Source organism: Nocardia sp. 2TAF39 (genome assembly GCF_052114905.1).
In the GTDB taxonomy this organism is placed as follows: domain Bacteria; phylum Actinomycetota; class Actinomycetes; order Mycobacteriales; family Mycobacteriaceae; genus Nocardia.
In genome coordinates this window covers 132,640-154,521 of the sequence record NZ_JBFRFQ010000003.1, presented here as the reverse complement: position 1 = coordinate 154,521, position 21,882 = coordinate 132,640, and the positions used below count along the sequence as shown (strand labels likewise).

Annotated in this window: 24 protein-coding genes; 19 read left to right on the top strand and 5 right to left on the bottom strand. The window is 68.1% G+C overall.

Annotated elements, in window-relative coordinates; all coding sequences use genetic code 11:
* Window positions 1–15: 15 nt before the first annotated feature.
* A complete protein-coding gene (locus AB4Z47_RS03325; protein ID WP_441947686.1) occupies window positions 16–108 on the bottom strand; it encodes an Ms4527A family Cys-rich leader peptide in 93 nt (30 codons plus the stop codon).
* A 363-nt stretch (window positions 109–471) separates the two neighbouring features.
* Here AB4Z47_RS03325 and hemW point away from each other — a divergent pair, with 363 nt between their 5' ends.
* Together hemW and AB4Z47_RS03315 are read left to right on the top strand one after the other, a co-directional pair.
* On the top strand, window positions 472–1,635 hold the full coding sequence (gene hemW / locus AB4Z47_RS03320) for a radical SAM family heme chaperone HemW (protein ID WP_441947757.1): 1,164 nt from the start codon (window positions 472–474) through the stop codon (window positions 1,633–1,635).
* A gap of 239 nt (window positions 1,636–1,874) precedes the next feature.
* Window positions 1,875–2,090 (top strand): hypothetical protein, encoded by a 216-nt coding sequence (locus tag AB4Z47_RS03315; RefSeq protein ID WP_441947685.1) that lies wholly within the window; start codon window positions 1,875–1,877, stop codon window positions 2,088–2,090.
* Window positions 2,091–2,097: 7 nt separating this feature from the next.
* Here the strand turns inward: AB4Z47_RS03315 and AB4Z47_RS03310 are convergent, their stop codons facing one another.
* Window positions 2,098–3,063: a helix-turn-helix domain-containing protein gene (locus tag AB4Z47_RS03310; RefSeq protein WP_441947684.1), complete on the bottom strand. Its 966-nt coding sequence runs from the start codon at window positions 3,061–3,063 to the stop codon at window positions 2,098–2,100.
* 176 nt (window positions 3,064–3,239) lie between these two features.
* Between AB4Z47_RS03310 and AB4Z47_RS03305 the strand changes: the two genes are divergently transcribed.
* From AB4Z47_RS03305 to AB4Z47_RS03275, 7 genes are all read left to right on the top strand, one after another.
* Window positions 3,240–4,058, top strand: a complete 819-nt coding sequence (locus AB4Z47_RS03305) for an alpha/beta hydrolase (protein WP_441947683.1) — start codon at window positions 3,240–3,242, stop codon at window positions 4,056–4,058.
* A 35-nt stretch (window positions 4,059–4,093) separates the two neighbouring features.
* Window positions 4,094–4,915, top strand: a complete 822-nt coding sequence (locus AB4Z47_RS03300) for an alpha/beta fold hydrolase (RefSeq protein WP_441947682.1) — start codon at window positions 4,094–4,096, stop codon at window positions 4,913–4,915.
* A 16-nt stretch (window positions 4,916–4,931) separates the two neighbouring features.
* Window positions 4,932–5,732, top strand: a complete 801-nt coding sequence (locus AB4Z47_RS03295) for an alpha/beta fold hydrolase (protein WP_441947681.1) — start codon at window positions 4,932–4,934, stop codon at window positions 5,730–5,732.
* Between the two features lie 134 nt (window positions 5,733–5,866).
* On the top strand, window positions 5,867–6,787 hold the full coding sequence (locus tag AB4Z47_RS03290; RefSeq protein ID WP_441947680.1) for an LLM class flavin-dependent oxidoreductase: 921 nt from the start codon (window positions 5,867–5,869) through the stop codon (window positions 6,785–6,787).
* Window positions 6,788–7,062: 275 nt separating this feature from the next.
* Entirely contained in the window at window positions 7,063–8,094 is a 1,032-nt protein-coding gene (gene hrcA / locus AB4Z47_RS03285; RefSeq protein WP_441947679.1) for a heat-inducible transcriptional repressor HrcA, read from the top strand.
* A gap of 150 nt (window positions 8,095–8,244) precedes the next feature.
* Complete coding sequence (gene dnaJ / locus AB4Z47_RS03280) at window positions 8,245–9,396, top strand: molecular chaperone DnaJ (protein WP_441947678.1); 1,152 nt, start codon at window positions 8,245–8,247, stop codon at window positions 9,394–9,396.
* Complete coding sequence (locus AB4Z47_RS03275) at window positions 9,397–10,137, top strand: 16S rRNA (uracil(1498)-N(3))-methyltransferase (RefSeq protein ID WP_441947677.1); 741 nt, start codon at window positions 9,397–9,399, stop codon at window positions 10,135–10,137.
* Between the two features lie 20 nt (window positions 10,138–10,157).
* Here the strand turns inward: AB4Z47_RS03275 and AB4Z47_RS03270 are convergent, their stop codons facing one another.
* Complete coding sequence (locus AB4Z47_RS03270; RefSeq protein WP_441947676.1) at window positions 10,158–11,375, bottom strand: MFS transporter; 1,218 nt, start codon at window positions 11,373–11,375, stop codon at window positions 10,158–10,160.
* A gap of 100 nt (window positions 11,376–11,475) precedes the next feature.
* Between AB4Z47_RS03270 and AB4Z47_RS03265 the strand changes: the two genes are divergently transcribed.
* From AB4Z47_RS03265 to era, 6 genes are all read left to right on the top strand, one after another.
* Window positions 11,476–12,378 carry a LysR family transcriptional regulator gene (locus AB4Z47_RS03265; protein ID WP_441947675.1) on the top strand — a complete coding sequence of 301 codons (903 nt, stop codon included), beginning with the start codon at window positions 11,476–11,478 and terminating at the stop codon, window positions 12,376–12,378.
* Between the two features lie 153 nt (window positions 12,379–12,531).
* Window positions 12,532–13,590 (top strand): PhoH family protein, encoded by a 1,059-nt coding sequence (locus tag AB4Z47_RS03260; protein ID WP_441947756.1) that lies wholly within the window; start codon window positions 12,532–12,534, stop codon window positions 13,588–13,590.
* 62 nt (window positions 13,591–13,652) lie between these two features.
* Window positions 13,653–14,207 (top strand): rRNA maturation RNase YbeY, encoded by a 555-nt coding sequence (ybeY, locus tag AB4Z47_RS03255; RefSeq protein ID WP_441947674.1) that lies wholly within the window; start codon window positions 13,653–13,655, stop codon window positions 14,205–14,207.
* A complete protein-coding gene (locus tag AB4Z47_RS03250; protein WP_441947673.1) occupies window positions 14,204–15,568 on the top strand; it encodes a hemolysin family protein in 1,365 nt (454 codons plus the stop codon). Before ybeY ends, AB4Z47_RS03250 begins: the two co-directional genes overlap by 4 nt.
* On the top strand, window positions 15,565–15,927 hold the full coding sequence (locus AB4Z47_RS03245) for a cytidine deaminase (RefSeq protein WP_441947672.1): 363 nt from the start codon (window positions 15,565–15,567) through the stop codon (window positions 15,925–15,927). The genes AB4Z47_RS03250 and AB4Z47_RS03245 overlap by 4 nt, the downstream gene beginning before the upstream one ends.
* Window positions 15,920–16,846: a GTPase Era gene (era, locus tag AB4Z47_RS03240; RefSeq protein WP_441947671.1), complete on the top strand. Its 927-nt coding sequence runs from the start codon at window positions 15,920–15,922 to the stop codon at window positions 16,844–16,846. The genes AB4Z47_RS03245 and era overlap by 8 nt, the downstream gene beginning before the upstream one ends.
* Window positions 16,847–16,884: 38 nt before the next feature.
* Here the strand turns inward: era and AB4Z47_RS03235 are convergent, their stop codons facing one another.
* Window positions 16,885–17,265: an NAD(P)H-hydrate dehydratase gene (locus AB4Z47_RS03235; protein ID WP_441947670.1), complete on the bottom strand. Its 381-nt coding sequence runs from the start codon at window positions 17,263–17,265 to the stop codon at window positions 16,885–16,887.
* 549 nt (window positions 17,266–17,814) lie between these two features.
* Here AB4Z47_RS03235 and AB4Z47_RS03230 point away from each other — a divergent pair.
* The 3 genes from AB4Z47_RS03230 (at window position 17,815) to recO (ending at window position 20,594) form a co-directional block, all read left to right on the top strand.
* Window positions 17,815–18,681, top strand: a complete 867-nt coding sequence (locus AB4Z47_RS03230; protein WP_441947669.1) for an alpha/beta fold hydrolase — start codon at window positions 17,815–17,817, stop codon at window positions 18,679–18,681.
* Complete coding sequence (locus AB4Z47_RS03225) at window positions 18,668–19,273, top strand: TetR/AcrR family transcriptional regulator (protein ID WP_441947668.1); 606 nt, start codon at window positions 18,668–18,670, stop codon at window positions 19,271–19,273. Before AB4Z47_RS03230 ends, AB4Z47_RS03225 begins: the two co-directional genes overlap by 14 nt.
* Window positions 19,274–19,811: 538 nt before the next feature.
* Window positions 19,812–20,594, top strand: a complete 783-nt coding sequence (recO, locus tag AB4Z47_RS03220; protein ID WP_441947667.1) for a DNA repair protein RecO — start codon at window positions 19,812–19,814, stop codon at window positions 20,592–20,594.
* On the opposite strand, the gene AB4Z47_RS03215 is transcribed toward recO, so the two are convergent.
* Entirely contained in the window at window positions 20,551–20,931 is a 381-nt protein-coding gene (locus AB4Z47_RS03215; RefSeq protein ID WP_441947666.1) for an Aca2/YdiL-like domain-containing protein, read from the bottom strand. The genes recO and AB4Z47_RS03215 overlap by 44 nt on opposite strands.
* Window positions 20,932–21,053: 122 nt before the next feature.
* Between AB4Z47_RS03215 and AB4Z47_RS03210 the strand changes: the two genes are divergently transcribed.
* Window positions 21,054–21,872 carry an isoprenyl transferase gene (locus AB4Z47_RS03210; protein WP_441947665.1) on the top strand — a complete coding sequence of 273 codons (819 nt, stop codon included), beginning with the start codon at window positions 21,054–21,056 and terminating at the stop codon, window positions 21,870–21,872.
* Window positions 21,873–21,882 lie beyond the last annotated feature (10 nt).

The following is a 21,882-nucleotide window of genomic DNA, read 5'->3' as shown; positions in this document are numbered from 1 at the left end:
GTGGCGCCGCTCGAGCTACCGGAGGGAACCGGGCAGACAGCAGGCGCTACATACGCGCTTGTAGTCGACGTGGCGACGTGCCACAAGCCGTACTCCCAAAACGCGCATGGGGGCCATTGTGCCACGTCAGCAATGGCCTCCCGACCCCGCGGCCATATTTTCCGCAATTTCGAGGGAAATTCCCTGGACTGCCGACCTGATTTGTGACGGCAGTCATAGTTCCTGTGCCGAACGAGGCTCGTGATAGGTCCGGTGGTCTGCTGTGACGCCGCGCACGCCGTTTGACCTGAAGCATGCTCGAGGTAGCAGGCTCTGCGCCATGAGTAGTTCAGTCGCCGATACAGACGCCATCCGGGCGGTGGCCGCCACCGTGTACCACGGGCCGGCCAGCGGTGCGGACACGGCGACGTTCACACTGGATAGGTGACTTCTTCCGCCGTCGCCCCCTCGAGCGCCGACCGCTCCGCGCCGGTGCTGCGTGATTTCGGACGTGGGCCGTTCGGCGTCTACGTGCACGTTCCGTTCTGCGCTACGCGGTGCGGATACTGCGACTTCAACACCTATACCGCGGGTGAGCTCGGCACGTCGGCGTCGCCGCAGTCCTGGCTGGACGCGCTGCGTGGGGAGTTGGCCACGGCCGCGCGGGAGTTCGCGGCGTTGCCGACCTCGACCCCGGAAGTGGCCACGATCTTCGTCGGCGGAGGGACACCCTCTCTGCTGGGCGGCGACGGGCTCGCCGCGGTGCTCGCCGCGGTGCGCGGCGAATTCACCCTCGCCGCCGACGCCGAGGTCACCACGGAGTCCAATCCGGAATCCACCTCGCCGGAATTGTTCGAGCGCATCCGGGACGCCGGGTTTACTCGGGTCTCATTGGGCATGCAGTCCGCCGCGGCGCACGTGTTGAGGGTGCTCGACCGGACGCACACCCCCGGTCGCGCGGTCGCTGCCGCCCGCGAGGCGCGCGCCGCCGGCTTCGAGCACGTCAACCTGGACCTGATCTACGGGACGCCGGGCGAGACCGACGCCGATCTCGACGCCAGCCTGGACGCGGTGCTCGGCGCGGGCGTCGATCACGTCTCGGCCTACTCACTGATCGTGGAGGACGGCACCGCCCTGGCGCGTCGGGTGCGCCGCGGCGAACTGCCCGCGCCCGACGACGATGTGCTCGCCGCGCGCTATGAACGCATCGATGCCCGGCTCGGCGCGGCCGGGCTGGGCTGGTATGAGGTATCGAACTGGGCCGCTGGCGACGGAGCGGTCTGCCGACACAACCTCGGCTACTGGGACGGCGGTGACTGGCTCGGCGCGGGGCCCGGCGCGCACAGTCACGTGGGGGGAGTGCGCTGGTGGAACGTGAAACACCCGGCACGCTATGCGGACCGGGTCGCCGAGGGCGGGTTGCCGGCGGGGGGCTGGGAGGCGCTCGGTGCCGACGAGCGTTATCTGGAGCGCGTCATGCTCGCTGTCCGGCTGCGTACTGGTCTGCCGCTGGCCGAACTCGACGCGTCCGGGACGGTCGCGGTGGATCGGGTCGTGGCCGATGGTCTCGCGTACCGGTCGGGTGATCATCGGCTGGTGCTCACCGATCGCGGTCGGCTGCTCGCCGACGGTGTGGTCCGAGAGCTGCTGAGCTAGCCGTACCGGCCATGGACGTTGATGCGGCGTGGGCGGCTGACCCGGCGAAGACCTCCGGGTGAAGTTCGGGGCGCCGCCGACGAGATTCGAACTCGCATAACGACGTTCCGTGCGGTCGCGTGCCGCGCCGAGCGCCCGGCCCGGTGCCAGGATTCGGCGATTCGACGAAGTGCCCGTTCGGTTCGGGTATCGCGGCGCTGGCGAGCCTTGTAGGCTTCGACCAACCCTCAAGGAGACTCATGGCGTCGGCACGACACATCACCCTTATCCATGAACCGGGCGAGTTCGCTGAGGCGAGGAAAGCGGAGAAAGCGGAGAACGCGCGCCAGAGCGCCGTCGCTGCCCGCACCGTCGCCAGCTACGCGGAGAACGCCGCCGACTGCCAGTCATTACTGGCGATGCTCGGCCTCGACGCCCTCGCGGGCAAGCACGCGAAGGTCTGCGATCGCGGCTAGTTCGCGGCTACGGCTCGCCCTCGGCCGTCGCGACCCGCCGCCATTCCCGGGGCGAGAGCCCGTAGGCGGTGCGGAAGCGCCGGGCGAAATGTGACGGATCGCGAAAGCCCCAGCGCCGCGCGATCATCGCGATCGTCCGGTGCATATGTTCCGGCCTGGTCAGATCCGTGCGCACCCGGTCGAGCCGCTGGCTGATGATCCACTGTTCGAGGCTGTACTCCGCGTTCGCGCAGATCTTGTACAGCTGCCGGACCGACATGCTGTGTGCCCCGGCGATCTGTTCCGCGCCGAGGTCGGGATCGGCCAGGTTGCGCCGCACGTAGGCGCGAATCCGAGACAGCTGGATATCCGAGGGGATTACGGCGCCGTTGCCGTCGTCGCTTCCTGCCGACAACAGCAGCCCCCGGATCAATTCGATACTGGCACAACCGGACAGCGCGGCCGCAGGGTCGGCGCTGAGCGCGTCGCCGTCGGTGGTCAGCTGAACGATGTGGTTGGCCACCAGCCGATAGTGCGGGCTGTCCTGTACCCGGATCGCGGCCTGCCGGATCAGCTCGGCAGGCAGGCCGAGCTGGTCGAGCGGCACGTGCAGGCAGGTTGATGTGCCCTCGCCGTGCCAACTGAAGTCGTAGGGTGCGTTCAGGTCCATGACGTGCAGTTCGCCCGGCCGAACGGTGCGCTGGACGCCGCCCTGCTCATACCGCCCGTCGCCCGCCTGCTGCACGGCGACGGCCAGCACCGGCGCTGGTGAGGTACGCACTTGCTTCGGCGTGCGGATCAGCTGGATGCCGGTGGTGCGCGCGCGGAAGATGCTCGCCTCGCCGAACTGCCACACGTCGAATGTGGCGTGCACACCCTCCGCCGGCGGATCCAGAACGACGTGGGACGGGACCGACGCCTCCTGCATCGCGGCAGCCACCGCGTCCACCCGCTCATGGGGCGCGATGGTGTCCGAATTGAACACGACCGTCATGGCAGCCTCCGTCGCAATGGGACAGATCCGGCAATCGTCGCACGTCCAAGGCCGATCGGGTCGTGCATTCTCAGCCGAGGATCGTGCACGGACAGTCATTTTTCCGGCCACCGCCCGTCATACGCTGTCGAACGGAGTTCCACGTCGGTGGATTCCTGTTCGCCCGAGGAGGCCAGGTGTCGCGACCGCAATCACGCCCGGTGGTGTTCATTCATGGCTTGTGGATGCACAGCAGCAGCTGGGCGTCCTGGCTCGAACTGTTCGACAGCGCCGGCTACCAGGCGTCGGCCCCGGGGTGGCCTGGCGACGGTGCGACGCCGGAGGCGACCAGGAAGGATCCCGCGGCGCTGAACAACCGCGGCATCGCCGAGGCCACCGATCACTATGCGGAGTTCATCTCCACGCTGCCGATGCCGCCGGTCGTCATCGGGCATTCCTTCGGGGGGCTGATCGCGCAGAAACTGCTCGGCACCGGGTTTGCCAGCGCGTGTGTGGCGATAGCGCCCGCGCAGTTCAAAGGGGTGCTGACGCTGCCGCTCGTGCAGCTGCGCAACGTACTGCCGGTCCTCGGCCGCCCGTGGCTGCGCACCAAGACGTGGTCGCACACCGCCGAGAGCTATCACCGCGCCTTCGCCAACGCTGTGTCCCGTGCGGAATCCGACCAGCTTTTCGCCGACTACGCCATCCCGGCGCCGGGACGGCCGCTGTTCCAGGCGGGTCCGGCCAATTTCGTGCCGCGCAGCGAAGCGACGGTGGACACGCGTAGTGAGCGAGGGCCCCTGCTGATGTTCGCGGGCGGGCTCGACCGGACCGTCCCGGAGGCCACCGTGCGGTCGGCCTACCGGATCCAGCGCCGCAATCCGGCGGTGACCGAACTCGCGGTGTTCGCGGATCGCGGGCATTCCATGCCCGCCGACCACGGCTGGCGCGAACTCGCCGACACCGCGTTGGAATTCCTCGCCAGGAACCTGCCGGCAGTGCCCGGTGCGGTGTAGTCCGTCCATCCGTTCCAAACAGAAGGAGTTTCCGCATGCCGACGATCACGACCACCGATGGTGTCGAGATCTACTACAAGGACTGGGGTACCGGACGTCCCGTGGTGTTCAGCCACGGCTGGCCGCTGAACGGCGATGCCTGGGACAACCAGATGAACCTGGTGGCGAGCAACGGCTACCGTGCCATCGCGCACGATCGCCGCGGTCACGGCCGCTCCGGCCAGGTGTGGGACGGGCACGACATGGACCACTACGCCGACGATCTCGCCGCAGTGATCAACGAGCTCGAGCTCACCGACGCGGTGTTGGTGGGGCATTCGACCGGTGGCGGCGAGGTCACCAGGTACCTGTCCAGGCACGGCACCGCCCGGGTCACGAAAGCTGTTCTGCTCGGCGCGGTTCCGCCGCTGATGCTGCGAACCGACGCCAATCCGGATGGGCTGCCGATCGACGTCTTCGACGGGATTCGAGCCGGTGTCGCCGCTGACCGATCGCAGTTCTACCAAGATCTCACCGCTGCCTTCTACGGCGCCAACCGCGAGGGATCGACTGTCTCGCAAGGGCTTCGGGATCACTTCTGGTTGATGGGCATGCAGGTCGGGCTCAAGGGAGCACTCGACTGCATCAAGGCGTTCTCCGAGACCGATTTCACCGCGGAGCTGCCCAATATCGACATACCGGTTCTGGTCGCACACGGTGACGACGATCAGATCGTCCCGTTCGTTGCCTCCGCCCCCAAAACCGCGAACCTGCTCCCGCGGGGTCAGCTCAAAGTGTATCCGGGTGCGCCGCATGGACTCTGCGGCGACTACGAACAGGCATTCAACGCCGACCTGCTCGACTTCCTGACGAGCTGAGAAGGGCGGAAACTCGATGAAGCGCAGACATACCGTGCGCGGCGTCTTGGCCGCGCTCGCCCTCGCGCTCGCCACTGTGTCCGCAGGGCCCGCACAGGCGGCGCGACTGTCGACCATCGTCCTCGTCCACGGCGCCTTCGCCGATACCACCAGCTGGGATGGTGTCGCCGCCCTGCTGCGCGACCGCGGCTATCCCGTGGTGACGCCGGACAATCCGCTGCGCGGACCGGCCAAGGACGCTGCCGCCGTCCAGCGCGCGCTGGATACGATCTCCGGTCCCGTGGTGCTGGTCGGCCACTCCTACGGCGGCTTCGTGATCAGCAACGTGCACGACCCGAAGGTCGAATCCTTGGTCTACATCGCCGCTTTCGCGCCGGTGCAGGGCGAGGTGGCCCAGCTCGCCCTCGACCCGATCCGGTTCCCGGGCAGTCAGCTGCTGCCGCCCGCGCTCCAGGTGGCGATCGTCGACGACCCCGGGGGTATCGCGGGCAAGAACATCGACGGCTTCGTAGCGCCCGCCAGCTTCAACTCCGTCTTCGCCCAGGACGTCGGCCCCGCCACCGCCGCGGACATGATCGACCACCAGCACTCCATCGCATTGGCGGCCAACCTCGAACCTTCCGGCCCGCCTTCGTGGTCCGACACCCCCAGCTGGTACCTGGTGTCGGGTGCCGACCGCGTGATCCCGCCCGCGTCCCAGCGCTACATGGCTCAGCGCATGGGCGCGCACAGCAGCGAGATCAACGCCTCGCACGCCTCGTTGGTTTCCCGCCCCGACGACGTGGCCGCCATGGTCGAATCCGCCATTCCACGCTGATCGCTCCGCCGAGCGGGACGTGACGGTGGGGTCTACTCGGTCGACCTTGCCGCGGTCATGTGCCGCTCGGCGGCTTTTCGACTGCCCGTGTTGGTGCGGCACGGTGCTCAGGCCGGGGTCTAGGGTCAGGCTTTATGCGATACGCGATCTCGGTTCCGCAGCATGTCGATGACGGTGCGTTCCAGCCGACCGAACTGCGGGCGTATCTGGATCGGGCCGAGGAACTCGGCTTCGAGAGCGTGTGGATGACCGAGCAGGTCATCGGGTCCGCACCCAGCCTGAGCCCGCTGGAGACCTTGGCGTTCGCGGCGGCATGCAACCAGCGGCTTCGGCTCGGCTGCGCCGTGTTCGTCACACCCCTGCACAACCCGGTCCACCTGGCGAAACGGATCTCGACGCTGGACCAGCTCAGCCGCGGACGCGTCGAGGTCGGCGTGGGCATCGGCGGACGCAACCGGATGCTCACCGCCTTCGACGTCGACCCAGGCGACAACCTCGTAATCCGTTTCAACGAGGGCCTGCGGGTGATGAAGTCGCTGTGGACCCAGCCGACGATCGACATCGACGGCAGCTTCTGGCAGCTGTCCGGAGCCACCATGGAGCCCAAGCCATTCCAGAAGCCCTACCCGCCGCTCTGGTTCGGCGGCAGCAAGCCCGCCGCACTGCGCCGCGCCGCCCGACACGGCGACGGCTTCTTCGGCGCGGGTTCCACCACCACGGCCCAGTTCGCCGAGCAGGTCCCGATCGTCCGCGCCGCCCTCGCCGAAACCGAGAGGGACACCACGGAATTCCGCATCGCCAAACGCGTCTACATCGCCGTCGACGACGACCCCGACCGCGCCCGCTCCCGCATGTCCGACGCGCTCATCGCGCAATACGGCGACTACGGCAGAACCCTTCTCCCGGTCGCCGTCTGCGGCCCGCCCACCACCTGCATCCGAGGTCTGCAAGAGGTGGTGGCCGCCGGAGCCGAACTGATCCTCGTCAACCCTCTGTTCGACTCGTCCGCCCAGATGGAGCGCCTCGCCGCAGAGGTTCTGCCGCACATCGCATGAACCTCGTGGCCGGCGGCGCGCCGGCTTCACCACCAGATCTTGTCGAGTGGCACACCAGGGAGGTCTTCTTTGCCGCAGTCATATGCCACTCGTCGCCTGGCCAACGGCCGCGTGCGGCGAGCGTCCGTGCACCCGCGCAAACCGGCGATTCGGCGCGAAACAATTAGACTGGATAAACAGACGAACCCCGAATTCACCCGGACTTGTGGGCCGGGTGCGGGCCGTCGGCGCCGGGGTCCGGCGTGACCGAAGACGAAAGCGAGGAGGTGGGGCCGATGTCGAGCACCGAGGATCGGCGCTTCGAGGTCCTGCGCGCGATCGTCGCCGACTATGTCGCGACCAAGGAGCCGATCGGGTCGAAGTCCCTGGTCGAGCGGCATAACCTAGGTGTTTCCAGCGCGACGGTGCGCAACGATATGGCCGTGTTGGAGGCAGAGGGCTATATCGCGCAGCCGCATACGAGTTCCGGGCGCATTCCCACGGACAAGGGCTATCGCCAGTTCGTAGACCGGATCTCCGAGGTGAAGCCGCTGTCGGCCGCGGAGCGCAGGGCGATCATGGATTTCTTGGAGTCGGGTGTCGACCTCGATGACGTGCTGCGTCGTGGCGTGCGGCTGCTGGCCCAGCTGACCAGGCAGGTCGCCGTCGTGCAGTACCCGACGGTGTCGGCGTCGACGGTCCGGCACATCGAGGTCGTCGCGCTCAATCCCGCGCGGTTGCTGCTCGTGGTGATCACCGATACCGGCCGCGTCGACCAGCGCCTGGTGGAACTCGGTGCGGTGATCGATGACGAGGATCTGGCCGCGCTGCGCGGCATGCTCGGCGGCGCGATGGACGGCAAGCGCCTGGCCGCGGCCTCGGCGGCGGTCGCGGAACTGCCCGAACACGCGCCGCCGCGACTGCGTGAAGTGCTGATTCGGGTGTCCACGGTGCTGGTCGAGACGCTGGTGGAACATCCAGAGGAGCGGTTGGTGCTCGGCGGCACGGCCAACCTCACCCGCAACGCCGCGGACTTCGGGTTCCCCGGCTCTCTGCGCGCGGTACTGGAGGCGCTGGAGGAGCAGGTGGTCGTGCTCAAGCTGCTGGCCGCCGCCCAGCAGCCGGGGACGGTGACGGTGCGGATCGGCGAGGAGACGCAGGTCGAGCAAATGCGCGGCACCTCGGTGGTGTCGACCGGCTATGGCGCGGCGGGGGCGGTACTCGGCGGCATGGGTGTGCTCGGCCCGACCCGGATGGACTACCCAGGAACGATCGCCTCGGTGGCGGCCGTCGCCCGATATATCGGCGAGGTCCTCGCCGAACGCTGACCGTGACACCGGCCACCCCCGCCGCTGATAAGCTCGACATTCCGGCCGGATAAAGTTGAGTGCACAAGACTAATGCTGATGTCAGCGTGCGGTGGATGTGGCGCCGGCACCGGCGGCACTGTCGAAACGACCAAGGACTAGAGAACTCAAGTGGCACGGGACTACTACGGACTGCTCGGCGTCGCGAAGAACGCGACCGACCAGGAGATCAAGCGGGCATACCGCAAGCTGGCGCGTGAGCTCCACCCCGACGTCAACCCCGACGAGGCAGCGCAGGCCAAGTTCAAGGAAGTGTCGACCGCCTACGAGGTACTGTCGGATTCGGAGAAGCGCCGCATCGTCGACTTGGGTGGCGACCCGCTGGAATCCGGCGGCGGTGGTGGCGGCTTCAACGGCGCGGGCTTCGGTGGCCTCGGCGACGTATTCGAGGCGTTCTTCGGGGGCATGAGCGGATCGGGCGCGCCCCGCAAGGCGCGTGGTCGCGTCCAGCCGGGCGCCGATTCGCTGATCCGCACCCGGCTCAGCCTGGCCGAATGCGCGGTCGGCGTGACCAAGCACCTGACCGTGGACACGGCGATCCTGTGCGACATCTGCCAGGGCTCGGGCACCAACGGCAAATCCAAGCCGGTGCGCTGCGAAACCTGTGGCGGCGCGGGAGAAGTGCAGTCCGTGCAGCGCTCCTTCCTCGGCCAGGTGCTGACCTCGCGTCCGTGCCCGACCTGCCGCGGCGCGGGCGAGACCATCCCGGACCCGTGCCACAAGTGCGGTGGAGACGGTCGGGTGCGGGCGCGCCGCGAGATCGCCGCGCCGATCCCCGCGGGTGTCGCCAACGGCATGCGGGTGCGCCTTGCCGCGCAGGGCGAGGTGGGCCCGGGCGGTGGCCACGCGGGCGACTTGTACGTCGAGATCGTCGAGCAGCCGCATGACGTGTTCGTCCGTGATGGTGACGACCTGCACTGCACCATCCGGGTTCCGATGGTCGACGCGGCGCTGGGCACCACCGTCGTGATCGACACTATCCTGGACGGCCCCACCGAGCTGACCATCGCACCAGGCACCCAGCCGGGGGAGGTCTCCGTGCTGCGCGGCCATGGTATGCCGCGCCTGCGTTCCGGCGCGCGCGGCGACTTGCTCGCGCACTTGGACATCGTGATCCCGAGCAAGCTGGACAGCAAGCAGGCCGAGTTGCTGCGCACATACAAGGGCCTGCGCGAGCGCGAGCGCGCCGAGGTGATGTCGGCGCAGTCCGAGCACAACAGCGGCTTGTTCGCGCGGCTGCGCGCGTCGTTCAGCGGACGCTAGTTGGCCGCGACGGTCTTCTACCTCGACGAGGTGCCCGAACCGGGCGCTGTCGCGGTGCTCGACGGCCCGGAGGGCAGGCACGCCGCCACGGTGCGCCGTATCCGGGTCGGCGAGCCGATCACCCTGTCCGACGGTCGCGGTGTCCTCGCCGAATCCGAAGTCGTTGCTGTGCAACGTGATCGGCTAGAACTGGCGGTACGCAACCGGATGCTCGCCGCCCCGGCTGCGCCGCGCGTCACCGTGGTCCAAGCGCTGCCCAAATCGGATCGCTCGGAGCTGGCCGTCGAGCTGATGACCGAGGCGGGCGCGGATGTCGTCATTCCATGGCAGGCGGCGCGCTGCGTCGCGAACTGGGAAGGCAAGGCGGCCAAGGCGGTCGACAAATGGCGCGCCGCCGCCCGCTCGGCCGCACGCCAATCCCGCCGCGCCTACATCCCGCACGTAGCCGACCTGTACCGCACCGCCGACCTGCTCGAACTGGTGCGTACCGCCAAGGCCGACGGCGCGATCATCGCGGCGCTGCACGAATCCGGGACCGCCCGTTTCGCCGAACTGCCGTTCGCCGACACCACCGAGATCATCCTCGTCGTCGGCCCCGAGGGCGGCCTCGACGACACGGAGTTGACGGCCATGGCCGATGCGGGCGCCCAGGTAACGCTGCTCGGACCGACCGTTCTGCGCACGTCCACCGCCGCGGCGGTCGCCCTCGGCGCCCTGGGTGCTCTGACCCCGCGCTGGTGAGGTAGCGCCGGCCTGCGTGCTCAGGCGCCGACTACCCCCGGGTGTCGCTCCGATCCGCGCGAATGACTCGCCAACGCCCACACGAGCATCGCCGCGAGTACGAGCAGAACGCAGATTCCCCCGACCAGACCGAGCCACCCGCCTCTGGCGTAGGCGATGCCCGCCGCGCCGCCCACGAGCGCACTGCCCAGGTAGTAGGCGAACAGATACAGCGACGACGCCGCACCACGGTTGCCCCCCGCCATCACGCTGACCCATGCGCTTGCTGTCGTATGCGCTCCGAAGAACCCGGCGGTGTAGAGCAATACGCCCAGGATCACGGTGCCGAGGTGATCTGGAACTGTCACCGCGAGACCGATGGCCATCAGTCCCACCGACGCCGCGAGCACCTGTTGCCTGCCGACCCGATCGGCCAGGCGCCCGGCTGCGGCCGACGCTGCCGTTCCAGCCAGGTACAGGACGAACGCCAGCCCGGCGAGCGCCTCTGGGAGCCCGAACGGCGCCCCGATCAGGCGGTAGCCGAGATAGTTGTAGACCGAGACGAACCCGCCCATCAGCACGAAGGCCAGCCCGAAAAGCGCGAGCAGCCCGCGATGGCGCAGCTGTGTCGCGAGATCGCCGAGTACCGTGCGGATTCCGGCGGGCCGTGCGACGAAACCGCGGGACGGCGGCAGGCCCCGGATGAACCACACCGTGCACGCCGCCGCGGCGACCGACGCCGCTGCTTCCGCCCATCGCCAGGACGCCAGGTTCAGGGTGAACGTCGGAATCAACCGCCCGGCCAGCCCGCCGATCGTCGTGCCGGCCACATAGGTTCCCATCGCGGCGCCCACTCCGGCGCCGCCGATCTCTTCTCCCAAATAGGCCATCGCCACCGCGGGCACGCCCGCGAGCGCGATTCCTTGCAGCGCTCGCCCGGTGAGCAGCACACCCAGCGACGGGCTCAGCGGTAGCAGCAGACCGATCGCGGCCGCCGCGACGGCGGAGCCGATCATCACCTTGGTCCGTCCGATACGTGACGACAGCGCGCCCGCCGGAACGCTCGCCAGCGCAAGGAAACCGGTGGTGAGCGACACCGCGAGCGCCGCATGCGCTGGTGTGGCGCCGAATGCCGCCGAGATGCTGGGCAGCAGGGCTTGGGCGCTGTACATGGACGCGAAAGTCGTGAGTCCGGCGGCGAACAGCGCCGTCGTGATCCGGCGCTCGTGCTGGGTGTCCGGGGTTTGCGTCGTGGTCATGGGCTCCTCCTGCGGTTCAGGATCGCCATCCGTCGTTCAGAAAGGAAATGAATAATAATGAGAGAGTTCATGCACTCATCACATATATGGAGGCCGGGCTGTGCTGGGTGAAGACCTGGAGTGGTTCACGACACTCGCCGAACTGGAGCGGGTCGGCGCGGCGGCCGATCGGCTGCACCTCGCCCAGCCCACGCTGTCGCGCATGCTCGCCAGGTTGGAGCGCAGGATCGGCGTCGAGCTGTTCGATCGCCGCGGTAAACGCATCACCCTCAACGAGTTCGGCCGGATCTACTACGAGCACGCCCGCCGCGCGCAGACCGAGCTGGACGGGGCCGTGCAAGCCGTAGCCGATCTGGCCAACCCCGCCAAGGGCGTGGTGCGACTGTCGTTCCAGCATTCCTTCGGCGGGTCGCTCGTGCCGCAGCTGATCGGCGGTTTCCGGCGCGGCTCCGGCCGGATCACGGTGACCCTGTGGCAAGGGGCTGCCGAGTCCGTTACGCAGCGGGTGCTCGACGGCGAGGCTGATCTGGGCATCGTCTCGCCACGCCCGGCCGTGGCCGGCGTCGGTTGGCGCACTGTGCTGCGTCAACCTCTTGTGCTCGCGGTGCCCGCTGACCACCGGTTGGCCGGACGCAGGCAGGTCCGGCTCGCGGAGGTCGCCGACGCGGAGTTCGTCGTGATGCATCAGGGCTTCGGGATGCGGCGCATCTTCGACGAGCTGTGCGCGGCCGCGGACATCCGGCCGAGGATCGCCTTCCAGTCGAGCGACCTGGTCACCGTGGCCGGGCTGGTATCGGCGGGGTTGGGCGTGGCGATCCTGCCGCGCGAAGACCCGTTGTCGGCGAGCCCGCTGTCCGGTCCGGTGACCGTGCCGCTCGCGGACGCGGGTGCCTCCCGCGCGGTCGGGCTGATCTGGCCCGCGGCCGCGATATTGCCGGACGCGGTGCGCCGATTTCGTGATTTCACCGCGGATTGGGCCCAGCGGCGCGGGGGAATCCCGTGATAGCTGTCCCGCTGTCGGCGGCTTATTCACTGGGCGGTGTCGGTGGGGCGCGTTAAACTTGCCTCAATACAGCAGTCGAGACCGGAAAGCAGGCTTCAGCCACTTTTGAGAACACAAGGCGAGATCGGCGAACCGACTACACCTGAGGCAGGCATCGGTGGCGGTGACGGTTCAGGGCCCGCAGCGCGCACCGTGCGTTCGAGTATCGAACTCGCTCCCGAATCCGTGTTTCCGTTCCTCGGTTCTGCCGACCAGAATCTGCGCGAACTCGAAGGGCTGCTCGACGCGGACATTCACGTCCGAGGCAATTCCGTAACCCTCACCGGCAAGGCGGCCGATGTCGCGCTGGCCGAGCGGGTCATCGAGCAGCTGGTCGCGCTCACCGGCCGCAATCGAGTGGTCACTCCGGAGGCGGTGCGCCACACCGTGTCGATGCTCACCGAGGGCTCGAGTGAGTCCCCGGCGGAGGTGCTCAGCCTGGACATCCTGTCCCGGCGCGGCAGGACCATCCGGCCGAAGACTCTCAACCAGAAGCGCTATGTCGACGCGATCGATGCCAACACGATCGTGTTCGGCATCGGACCCGCCGGTACCGGCAAGACGTATCTCGCGATGGCCAAGGCGGTCCAGGCGCTGCAGTCCAAGCAGGTCAACCGGATCATCCTCACCCGTCCCGCGGTTGAGGCGGGGGAGCGGCTCGGCTTCCTGCCCGGCACGCTGAACGAGAAGATCGATCCGTACCTGCGTCCGCTCTACGACGCGCTGCACGACATGATGGATCCGGAGGCCATCCCGAAGCTGATGGCGGCCGGTGTCATCGAGGTCGCGCCGCTGGCATACATGCGTGGTCGTACCTTGAACGACTCGTTCATCATTTTGGACGAGGCGCAGAACACCACCGCCGAGCAGATGAAGATGTTCCTCACCCGCCTCGGGTTCGGTTCGAAGATCGTGGTGACCGGTGACGTTACCCAGGTCGACCTGCCGACCGGTGCGCGGTCGGGTCTGCGTGCGGCGTCGGAGATCCTCACCGAGATCGAGGACATCCACTTCGCACAGCTCACCAGCAGCGACGTGGTCCGGCATCGGCTCGTCACGGACATCGTCGACGCCTACGAGCGGTTCGAGGCCGAGTCGCGTCCGCAGGTCGCTGCGCATTATGGCGGCAACCGGGCACAGCGGCGCGCCGCGGGCCGGACGGACCGGCGGTAACTCGTTCCGCCGGGCGGGGCTCCGCTACCGCCATACGATCGCCGGGATCGTACGCTATTCGGGTGAGTATCGAGATCGCCAACGAGTCGGGTATCGACGTGCCCGAAGAAGACCTGGTCAGCGTCGCGCGATTCGTGATCGCCCGGATGGACGTACACCCGGCCGCGGAGCTGTCGATGGTGCTCGTCGATCTCGACACCATGGCCGACCTGCACATGCGCTGGATGGACCTGCCCGGCCCGACCGACGTCATGTCCTTCCCGATGGACGAACTCGAGCCGGGCGGGCGCCCGGACAGCCCCGAACCCGGCCCCTCGATGCTGGGCGACATCGTGCTGTGCCCCGAGTTCGCGGCGGGCCAGGCCCGTAAGGCGGGCCACTCGCTGGATCACGAACTCGCGCTGCTCACCGTGCACGGCGTGCTCCACCTACTCGGCTACGACCATGCCGAGCCGGAGGAGGAGAAGGAGATGTTCGCGCTGCAGGCCCGGCTGCTCGAGGAGTGGTACGAGAGCCTGCGCGAAGCGCGGCGACGGGTCGAGCTGGCCGCGCGGGACGCGCGGTTGCTGGGTAAGGCGGGCTTCACCACACCGGGTGATTCCCTGGGACCCGCGTGAATTCACAGACCCTCGTTCTGCTCGCGGTCCTGCTCGTCCCGGTGGGTGGGGTGTTCGCCGGTGTCGATTCGGCGCTGAATACGATTTCGCCGGCCCGAGTCGAGGATCTGGTGCGCGCCGACCGGCCCGGCGCCGTGCGGCTGACCCGGATCGTCTCCGACCGGGCCCGCTACGTGAATCTCATGGTGCTGCTGCGCATTCTGTGCGAGATCGGCGCCACGGTACTGCTCGCGGCGGGGCTGCTCGCGGTCTGGGCGGACGATTGGGCGCTGCTGGTCACCGCGTTGGTAATGGTGCTGGTGTCCTATGTGGTGATCGGCGTCGGCCCGCGCACGCTCGGCCGTCAGCACGCGTACTCGATCGCGCTGGCCGCCGCGCTGCCGCTGCAGTTCATCGGCGCGCTGCTCGGTCCGCTCAGCAGGCTGCTGATTCTGCTCGGCAACGCGATCACCCCGGGCAAGGGTTTTCGCAACGGCCCGTTCGCCTCTGAGATCGAGCTGCGAGAGGTGGTCGAGATGGCAGGCGAGCGCGGCGTGGTGGCCGACGAAGAGCGCCGGATGATCCAGTCGGTCTTCGAGCTCGGCGACACCCCAGCCCGTGCGGTGATGGTGCCGCGCACCGAGATGGTCTGGATCGAGGCGGACAAGACCGCGGCGCAGGCGCTGTCGCTCGCGGTGCGCTCGGGGCATTCGCGCATCCCGGTGATCGGCGAGAACGTCGATGACATTCTCGGCGTCGTCTATCTGAAAGACCTTGTGCCGTATGCGGATCGCAGCCGAAAAGTGCGGGTGCGCGAGGCCATGCGGCCCGCCGTGTTCATGCCCGACTCCAAGCCGCTGGACAGCCTGCTCGACGAAATGCAGCGCAGGCGAAATCATATGGCGCTGCTGGTGGACGAGTACGGCGGCATCGCGGGCCTGGTGACCATCGAGGACGTGCTCGAGGAGATCGTCGGCGAGATCGCCGACGAGTACGACATGGACGAGACACCGCCCATCGAGAACCTCGGTGGGGGCCGCTACCGGGTGTCTGCCCGGTTGTCGGTGGAAGACCTCGGCGAGCTGTACGGGCTGGAGATCGAGGAGGAGGACGTCGACACTGTCGGCGGCCTGCTGGCGCACGAACTCGGCCGTGTGCCGCTGCCCGGTTCGAAGGTCGCGGTGCACGGTCTGGTGCTGCGCGGCGAGGGTCGCGCGGATGCGCGGGGGCGGATGCGGGTGCACACCGTGGTGGTGCGCAAGGCGACCGAAAAGGTGCAGGCCGAGAAATCCAACGGCGACAACCCCAATGGCAAGCGCAAGGCCAACGGATCGGAGCCGGAGACCCCGGCCGATCGTAACGAGGACGGAGACATCGGATGACCGAACTGGATGCCGAGGACAATAAGCTGATGGTGCTGGCCCGTGGCGCGCTCGGCCGCACCGGCGGCGCGAGTGGCGCGGCCATCCGCGATACGGACGGACGCACCTACGCGGCGGGCGAGGTCAACCTGACGGCGCTGCGCCTGACCGCGCTGCAAGCCGCGGTGGCCGCGGCGATCTCCAGCGGCGCGGAGGGATTCGAGGCGGCCGTGGTTGTCGGCGGGCGCTTGTCCGACTTCGGCGTCATCGCGGTGCGGGAGGTGTCGGCGGTGGCGCGGATCATCTTCACCGACCGCGACGGCGCGGTGTTCGAGATCGTCGACGATTCGGCCGATGCCGGCGAGGTGCGTGGTGGCTGACCGGTCCGAGGTGCGCGAGGACGCCGAATTCCGTTCCGGCTTCGTCTGTTTCGTCGGACGGCCGAACACGGGCAAGTCGACGTTGACCAATGCGCTGGTCGGCGCGAAGATCGCGATCACCTCCTCGCGCCCGCAGACCACCAGGCACACTATTCGTGGCATCGTGCACCGAGAGCACACCCAGTTGATCTTGGTCGACACTCCCGGCCTGCACCGGCCGCGTACGCTGCTCGGCCAGCGCTTGAACGACCTTGTGCGCGACACGTATTCGGAAGTCGACGTGATCGCGCTCTGCATCCCCGCCGACGAGAAGATCGGGCCGGGCGACCGCTGGATCGTGCAGCAGATCAAGCAGATGGCGCCGAAGACCACGCTGCTCGGCGTGGTCACCAAGATCGACAAGGTGAGCCGGGACCAGGTCGCCGAGCAATTGGTCGCGGTCTCCCAGCTGCTCGGCCCGGACGCGGATGTGGTGCCGGTGTCGGCGGTCAAGGGCGAGCAGGTCGAGGTCCTCGTCGATGTCATCGCCTCGAAGATGCCGGAGGGCCCGGCCTTCTATCCCGACGGCGAGCTGACCGACGAGCCGGAGGAGACGCTCATGGCCGAGCTGATCCGCGAGGCCGCGCTCGAGGGCGTCCGCGACGAGCTGCCGCACTCGCTGGCCGTCGTCATCGAGGAGATCCTGCCCTATGCGGACCGCGAGGACATGCTCGACGTACACGCGCTGCTGTATGTCGAGCGGCCCAGCCAGAAGGCCATCGTCATCGGCAAGGGCGGCTCCCGGCTGAAAGAGGTCGGCACCAACGCGCGCAAGCAGATCGAGCACATCCTCGGTACCCGCATCTACCTGAATCTGCACGTGAAGGTCGCCAAGGACTGGCAGCGCGACCCGAAGCAACTGGGCAAACTGGGTTTCTGACCGATTCGACCAGCCGCCCGAGCGGAGGCCGCCGACCGCTACTGACAGCACGCAAGGAAAGCCCCGATGACCTCCGGGGTTGCCTGAGCGACCGCACTGGCGGTGAGCGGACCACCACCCCGAGCGCGATGAGCGACCATCGCGGCGCGGCCGTGAACGAACGCCGCAAGCTCACCCGCATCCAGCGCGTTCAGCCCGGCCGCCATCAGCGCACCCGCGATTCCGGCGAGCACGTCACCGGCACCGTCCGTGGCCAACCACGGAGGGGCCTCGACCTGGCTGGCGGCAACACCGCCCGGGCCGACGATGATCGTGGTCGGGCCTTTCACCAGCACGGTTACGTCAAGAGCGAGAGCCAGTACCCGTAATGCAACGGCCTGGCCTCGATTTCGGCCCGCTTGGCCGGTTGGCCGAGCCATCCCATCATGCGAGCCATCTCCCCAGTTCGGGTCCGGTCGGCTGCGGGTGTGGCCGAACCAGTCGGCGCCGGTGATCGGCCGGGTAGCTGATCGGTAGCTTCCCACAATCGGTGGATCAGCTGCTCGGTGGCGTCGATCTCTTCGCGGGTCTCGCCGGGAAATCCGAGGATGAAGTACCCCTTCTGGCCGATCCCGCGCTCGGCCAGGCCGGCGCCCGTTCTCGGCGCACGATCCGGAACGCGTTGAGCGTGGGCTGCGACGCTTCGATCCGGTCGAGTACCGCGCCGACCGCCGCCGTCGAGGTGATCACGCCTCGCGCGATCACAGCCGCCAGCTCGGCCAGCCCGAACTCCCGCGTATCGGACGTAATACGGGTCCGGACGCCGTCATCTGAGCTCCGTCTCATCGTTTTCGGTAACCGTAGCGCCGCATTTGGTCAATCGTCCATATCGGTTACGCAAGTTCCGCCCTGGGTAGTAGTGCTTCTCTAGACATACATACAGTATGTATGTAACAGTGGTCCCGAACATACGACCACTGGGAGGAACCATGGCAACCAGCACATCACTCGGCCGCACCCATGAGGTGGACTTGGCAGCCGGCCGCATCCGCTACCACGAGACCGGGGAGGGCGCTCCGGTCGTCTTTGTGCACGGCCTGCTCGTCAACGCGGATCTCTGGCGCAAGGTGGTGCCCGCGATCGCCGCCGCGGGCTACCGCTGCATAGCACCGGATTGGCCGCTCGGCGCACACGAGATTCCAGTCCCCGACGCGGAACTGACCCCGACCGGCGTCGCAGACTTGATCGCCGCGTTCCTCGAGCGCCTCGACCTCACCGACGTGACCCTGGTCGCCAATGACACCGGCGGCGCGATCACGCAGGTGCTGCTCACTCGCGATCGGTCCAGGATCGGCCGCGTCGTGCTGGCGTCGGTCGACAGCTACGAGGGCTTCCTGCCGCAGCCGTTCACGGCGCTCCCACTGCTGGCGAAGATCCCCGGGTCGATGCGCCCGCTGACCGAGGCGATGCGCATTCGGGCGCTGCACCGCCTGCCGCTGGCCTTCGGCTTGGTCACCAAGCGGCCGGTGCCGCCCGAGATCGCCGACTCCTATCTGCTGCCGAGCCGGAAGTCGGCCGCGATCCGAAAAGATCTGCGCCGCTTCCTTCGGTCCGCGCATCGCAGCTACACGCTGGCAGCCGCGAGCCACTTCGCCGACGTCGATATTCCCGTGCTGCTGGTCTGGGCGCGGGAGGACCGCATCTTCCCGCTCTCGTTCGCCGAACGTCTGGCCGGCGACCTGCCGAACGCGACGCTGAAGCTCATCGGCGACTCCTACACCTTCCTGCCCGAAGACCAGCCGGAGTTGCTCACCGAATCGATCCTGGAGTTCACTCGGCTGCATGCCACGCCGTAGCCAGGAAGACCGCTCCCGCGTCACCAGGGCGGCGCTCGAACAGGCCGGACGCCGCCTGTTCACCGAGCGCGGCTTCGCGGGGACCTCTGGCGAAGAGCTGGTCGGCGAGGCGGGGGTCACCCGCGGCGCGCTGCACCACCACTACGGCGACAAGCGTGGACTGTTCCTGGCCGTGCTCGAGCAGATCGAGGTCGAGACCACCGAGGAGATCGAAAAGGCCATCGCCTCGGCCGATCCCGACGATGTGATGGCCGGCATGGCCGTCGGACTCGGTGTTTTCCTGGAGATCTGCCAGCGGCCCCCGATGTTGCGGATCGCCCTCACCGACGCCCCCACAGTGCTCGGCTGGCAGGCGTGGCGCGAGTTCGAGTCGGCCCACGGTCTCGGCCTGATCACCAGGCAGCTCGAGCGCGCCCGCGACGCCGGACTGATCGCGGACGCCCCGATCCCGGTGCTCGCCCAGCTGGTCATCAGCGTGATCAGCGAGGCCGCCTTGATCGTCGCACACGCCGCCGATCCGGACGCCGCCCGTGCGCAGACCCAGCAATCGGTACTGCTGCTGATCTCCGGGATCGTGCGCACCAGCAGTTGAATCGACACGCCTGCGATCGGTGTGCCAAACTCGGCGACCCGACCGATTCCGGGCGCCCCTCTCGGCGTCGTGGCGGAGCCGCCGCACCGACGGTGGACAGGTCCTGGATAGGACGGACTACATCGCAGCGCCTATCCGGTCGCGCTCGGAGCCTCGCTGCCGAGGCGCGAACAGGGCGGCGCTGGCAATCACCCGCTCGATCCACCCCGGCGCGAGGTCATCGAGCGCCGGTCGCGGCCCGGCTGGCGTCCGAGTGGCCTATGCGTCCGCGCCGAAGTCGTCGATGGCCGTCCGCTCGTCCGTAAGCTTCCAGCAATTGGCCAACGCCCTGGTCCTGCGGCCAGGAGTTGACGCGACCACGTCGGCCCGACCGCCGTTTCCGAGCGAAGCGAGACCGAGCATTGCCTGTTCGCGGCCCGGCTCGCGTCCGAGCGGCCGACGCGTCCGCGACGCAGTCGCCAGCGTCGGTCTCTCGGACGCGAGCCACAAAAGGGCCGCGAACACGCAGCGCCGCAGGCGCTGCAATTAAACTGACGCCGTGCGTTTGTATCGGGATGAGGCTGTGGTGGTGCGCCAGCACAAGCTCGGCGAGGCGGATCGCATCGTCACGCTGCTCACCCGGCAGCACGGTCTCGTGCGGGCGGTCGCCAAGGGGGTGCGGCGAACCAAGTCGAGGTTCGGGGCCCGGCTGGAGCCGTTCTCCTACATCGATGTGCAGCTGTATCCGGGACGCACGCTCGACACGGTCACCCAGGTGCACACGATGGAGGTGTTCGCCGCCGACATCATCGACGATTATGGGCGCTACACCACCGCGTGCGCCGTGCTGGAAACCGCCGAACGTCTGGCGGGCGAGGAGCACGCGCCCGCGCCTCGGCTGCACGCGCTGACCGCGAGTGCGTTGCGCGCGATCGCGGCCAAGCAGCGCCCGCACGAACTGATCCTGGACGCGTTCCTGTTGCGCGCCATGGGTTTCGCGGGCTGGGCGCCCGCGCTGGACGAATGCGCCAAGTGCGCGACGCCGGGCCCGCATCGGGCCTTCCATGTCGCGGCCGGGGGTGCGGTGTGCGTGCACTGCCGTCCGCCGGGCGCGGCGACACCCGCCCCCGGGGTGCTCGATCTACTGATCGCACTGCTGCGCGGCGAGTGGGAGTACGTCGAGACGGTGCCGGACACGGTGCGCAGACAGGCCAGCGGCCTGGTCGCGGCGCATCTGCAGTGGCATCTGGAGCGTCAGTTGCGTACCTTGCCGTTGCTCGAGCGGTCCGGGAAAGCCACTACTCCACGAATTGAAGCTCTACCTGGGGTAGCTCGACCATGACGCGGGCGCACACCGCACGGTGCCAGGTGGCCGGGTAGCGGGTGTTGGGCTCGTGCTTGCAGTAATCGTCGTTGCTTCGGTAGGTGTGCAGGCGCGGGGAGATCTCTCCGGTGTAGATGGCGTCGACCATGGCATCGACCACTTGCTCGGTCTCGTCCGCGATCGAGGCGAGCTCGCGGGCCACGGTGTCGGGGATCTGGAAGGCGCCCTTCTCCCACCGTTCGACGGTGCGCTCGGCGACCTCGAAGAATCGCGCGCACCAAGGGACCGGCAGTCCGAGTAATTCGCGAGTGGCGCGGAAACCTGCTGCGGTTCCGGTGCTTGGTAGATCGATCACGTGCGAGAAACCCCTCCCCAGCATCACGGTATGGAAAAGAATAGGTCACTTTTGCCGAAGGGGACCCCGGAATTCATCAGGAAGCAACTCGCCAGTACAGGGTGCCGGGGCAATCAGGCAGGATGGAGCCCGTGATCCTCCGTCGAGACTCTTCCACCACGACCAGGCCGAACACCGCGGGTGCCATCCGTCCGCCTTCGCCGCATCCGTCGGGAGCTCGTCCGCCGCAGCTGCCGCCGGAGCTGGTGCCGAACCATGTCGCGCTGGTGATGGACGGCAACGGGCGGTGGGCCCAGGAGCGCGGGCTGCCGCGCACCGCCGGTCACGAACGCGGCGAGGCGGTGCTGATGGACACCGTGGAGGGCTGCATCGAGATCGGGGTGAAGTGGCTGTCGGCCTACGCCTTTTCCACCGAGAACTGGCGGCGCAGCCCCGAAGAGGTGCGCTTCCTCATGGGCTTCAACCGCGACGTGATCCGCCGCCGCCGCGACGAGATGAACGAGATGGGCGTGCGGGTGCGCTGGGCTGGACGCCGACCGCGCCTGTGGCGCAGCGTGATCAACGAATTGGAGATCGCCGAGCAGCTTACCGAGGACAACACGGTGATGACCCTCACCATGTGTGTCAACTACGGTGGCCGGGCCGAAATCGCCGATGCGGCAAGGGAGATCGGGCGCCGCGTGGCGGCGGGCGAGATCGATCCGGAGAAGATCACCGAGTCGACGGTGGCGAAATACCTGGACGAGCCGGACATGCCCGACGTGGATCTGTTCCTGCGTCCGTCGGGCGAGTTCCGCAGCTCCAACTTCCTCATCTGGCAGTCGGCCTACGCCGAATATGTCTACCAGGACACGCTGTTTCCCGATTTCGACCGGCGCAACCTGTGGGAGGCATGTCTCCAGTACGCTTCGCGTGACCGTCGCTTCGGCGGCGCCAAGTGAACGGCAGGAC

Bases quoted from the DNA above. Each gene is read 5' to 3' on its own strand.
- AB4Z47_RS03325 (WP_441947686.1), bottom strand. From the start codon at position 108: ATGCGCGTTTTGGGAGTACGGCTTGTGGCACGTCGCCACGTCGACTAC.
- AB4Z47_RS03315 (WP_441947685.1), top strand. From the start codon at position 1,875: ATGGCGTCGGCACGACACATCACCCTTATCCATGAACCGGGCGAGTTC.
- AB4Z47_RS03310 (WP_441947684.1), bottom strand. From the start codon at position 3,063: ATGACGGTCGTGTTCAATTCGGACACCATCGCGCCCCATGAGCGGGTG.
- AB4Z47_RS03300 (WP_441947682.1), top strand. From the start codon at position 4,094: ATGCCGACGATCACGACCACCGATGGTGTCGAGATCTACTACAAGGAC.
- AB4Z47_RS03295 (WP_441947681.1), top strand. From the start codon at position 4,932: ATGAAGCGCAGACATACCGTGCGCGGCGTCTTGGCCGCGCTCGCCCTC.
- AB4Z47_RS03290 (WP_441947680.1), top strand. From the start codon at position 5,867: ATGCGATACGCGATCTCGGTTCCGCAGCATGTCGATGACGGTGCGTTC.
- hrcA (WP_441947679.1), top strand. From the start codon at position 7,063: ATGTCGAGCACCGAGGATCGGCGCTTCGAGGTCCTGCGCGCGATCGTC.
- AB4Z47_RS03270 (WP_441947676.1), bottom strand. From the start codon at position 11,375: ATGACCACGACGCAAACCCCGGACACCCAGCACGAGCGCCGGATCACG.
- AB4Z47_RS03245 (WP_441947672.1), top strand. From the start codon at position 15,565: ATGACCGAACTGGATGCCGAGGACAATAAGCTGATGGTGCTGGCCCGT.
- AB4Z47_RS03235 (WP_441947670.1), bottom strand. From the start codon at position 17,265: ATGGCTCGGCCAACCGGCCAAGCGGGCCGAAATCGAGGCCAGGCCGTT.
- AB4Z47_RS03230 (WP_441947669.1), top strand. From the start codon at position 17,815: ATGGCAACCAGCACATCACTCGGCCGCACCCATGAGGTGGACTTGGCA.
- AB4Z47_RS03225 (WP_441947668.1), top strand. From the start codon at position 18,668: ATGCCACGCCGTAGCCAGGAAGACCGCTCCCGCGTCACCAGGGCGGCG.
- AB4Z47_RS03210 (WP_441947665.1), top strand. From the start codon at position 21,054: ATGGAGCCCGTGATCCTCCGTCGAGACTCTTCCACCACGACCAGGCCG.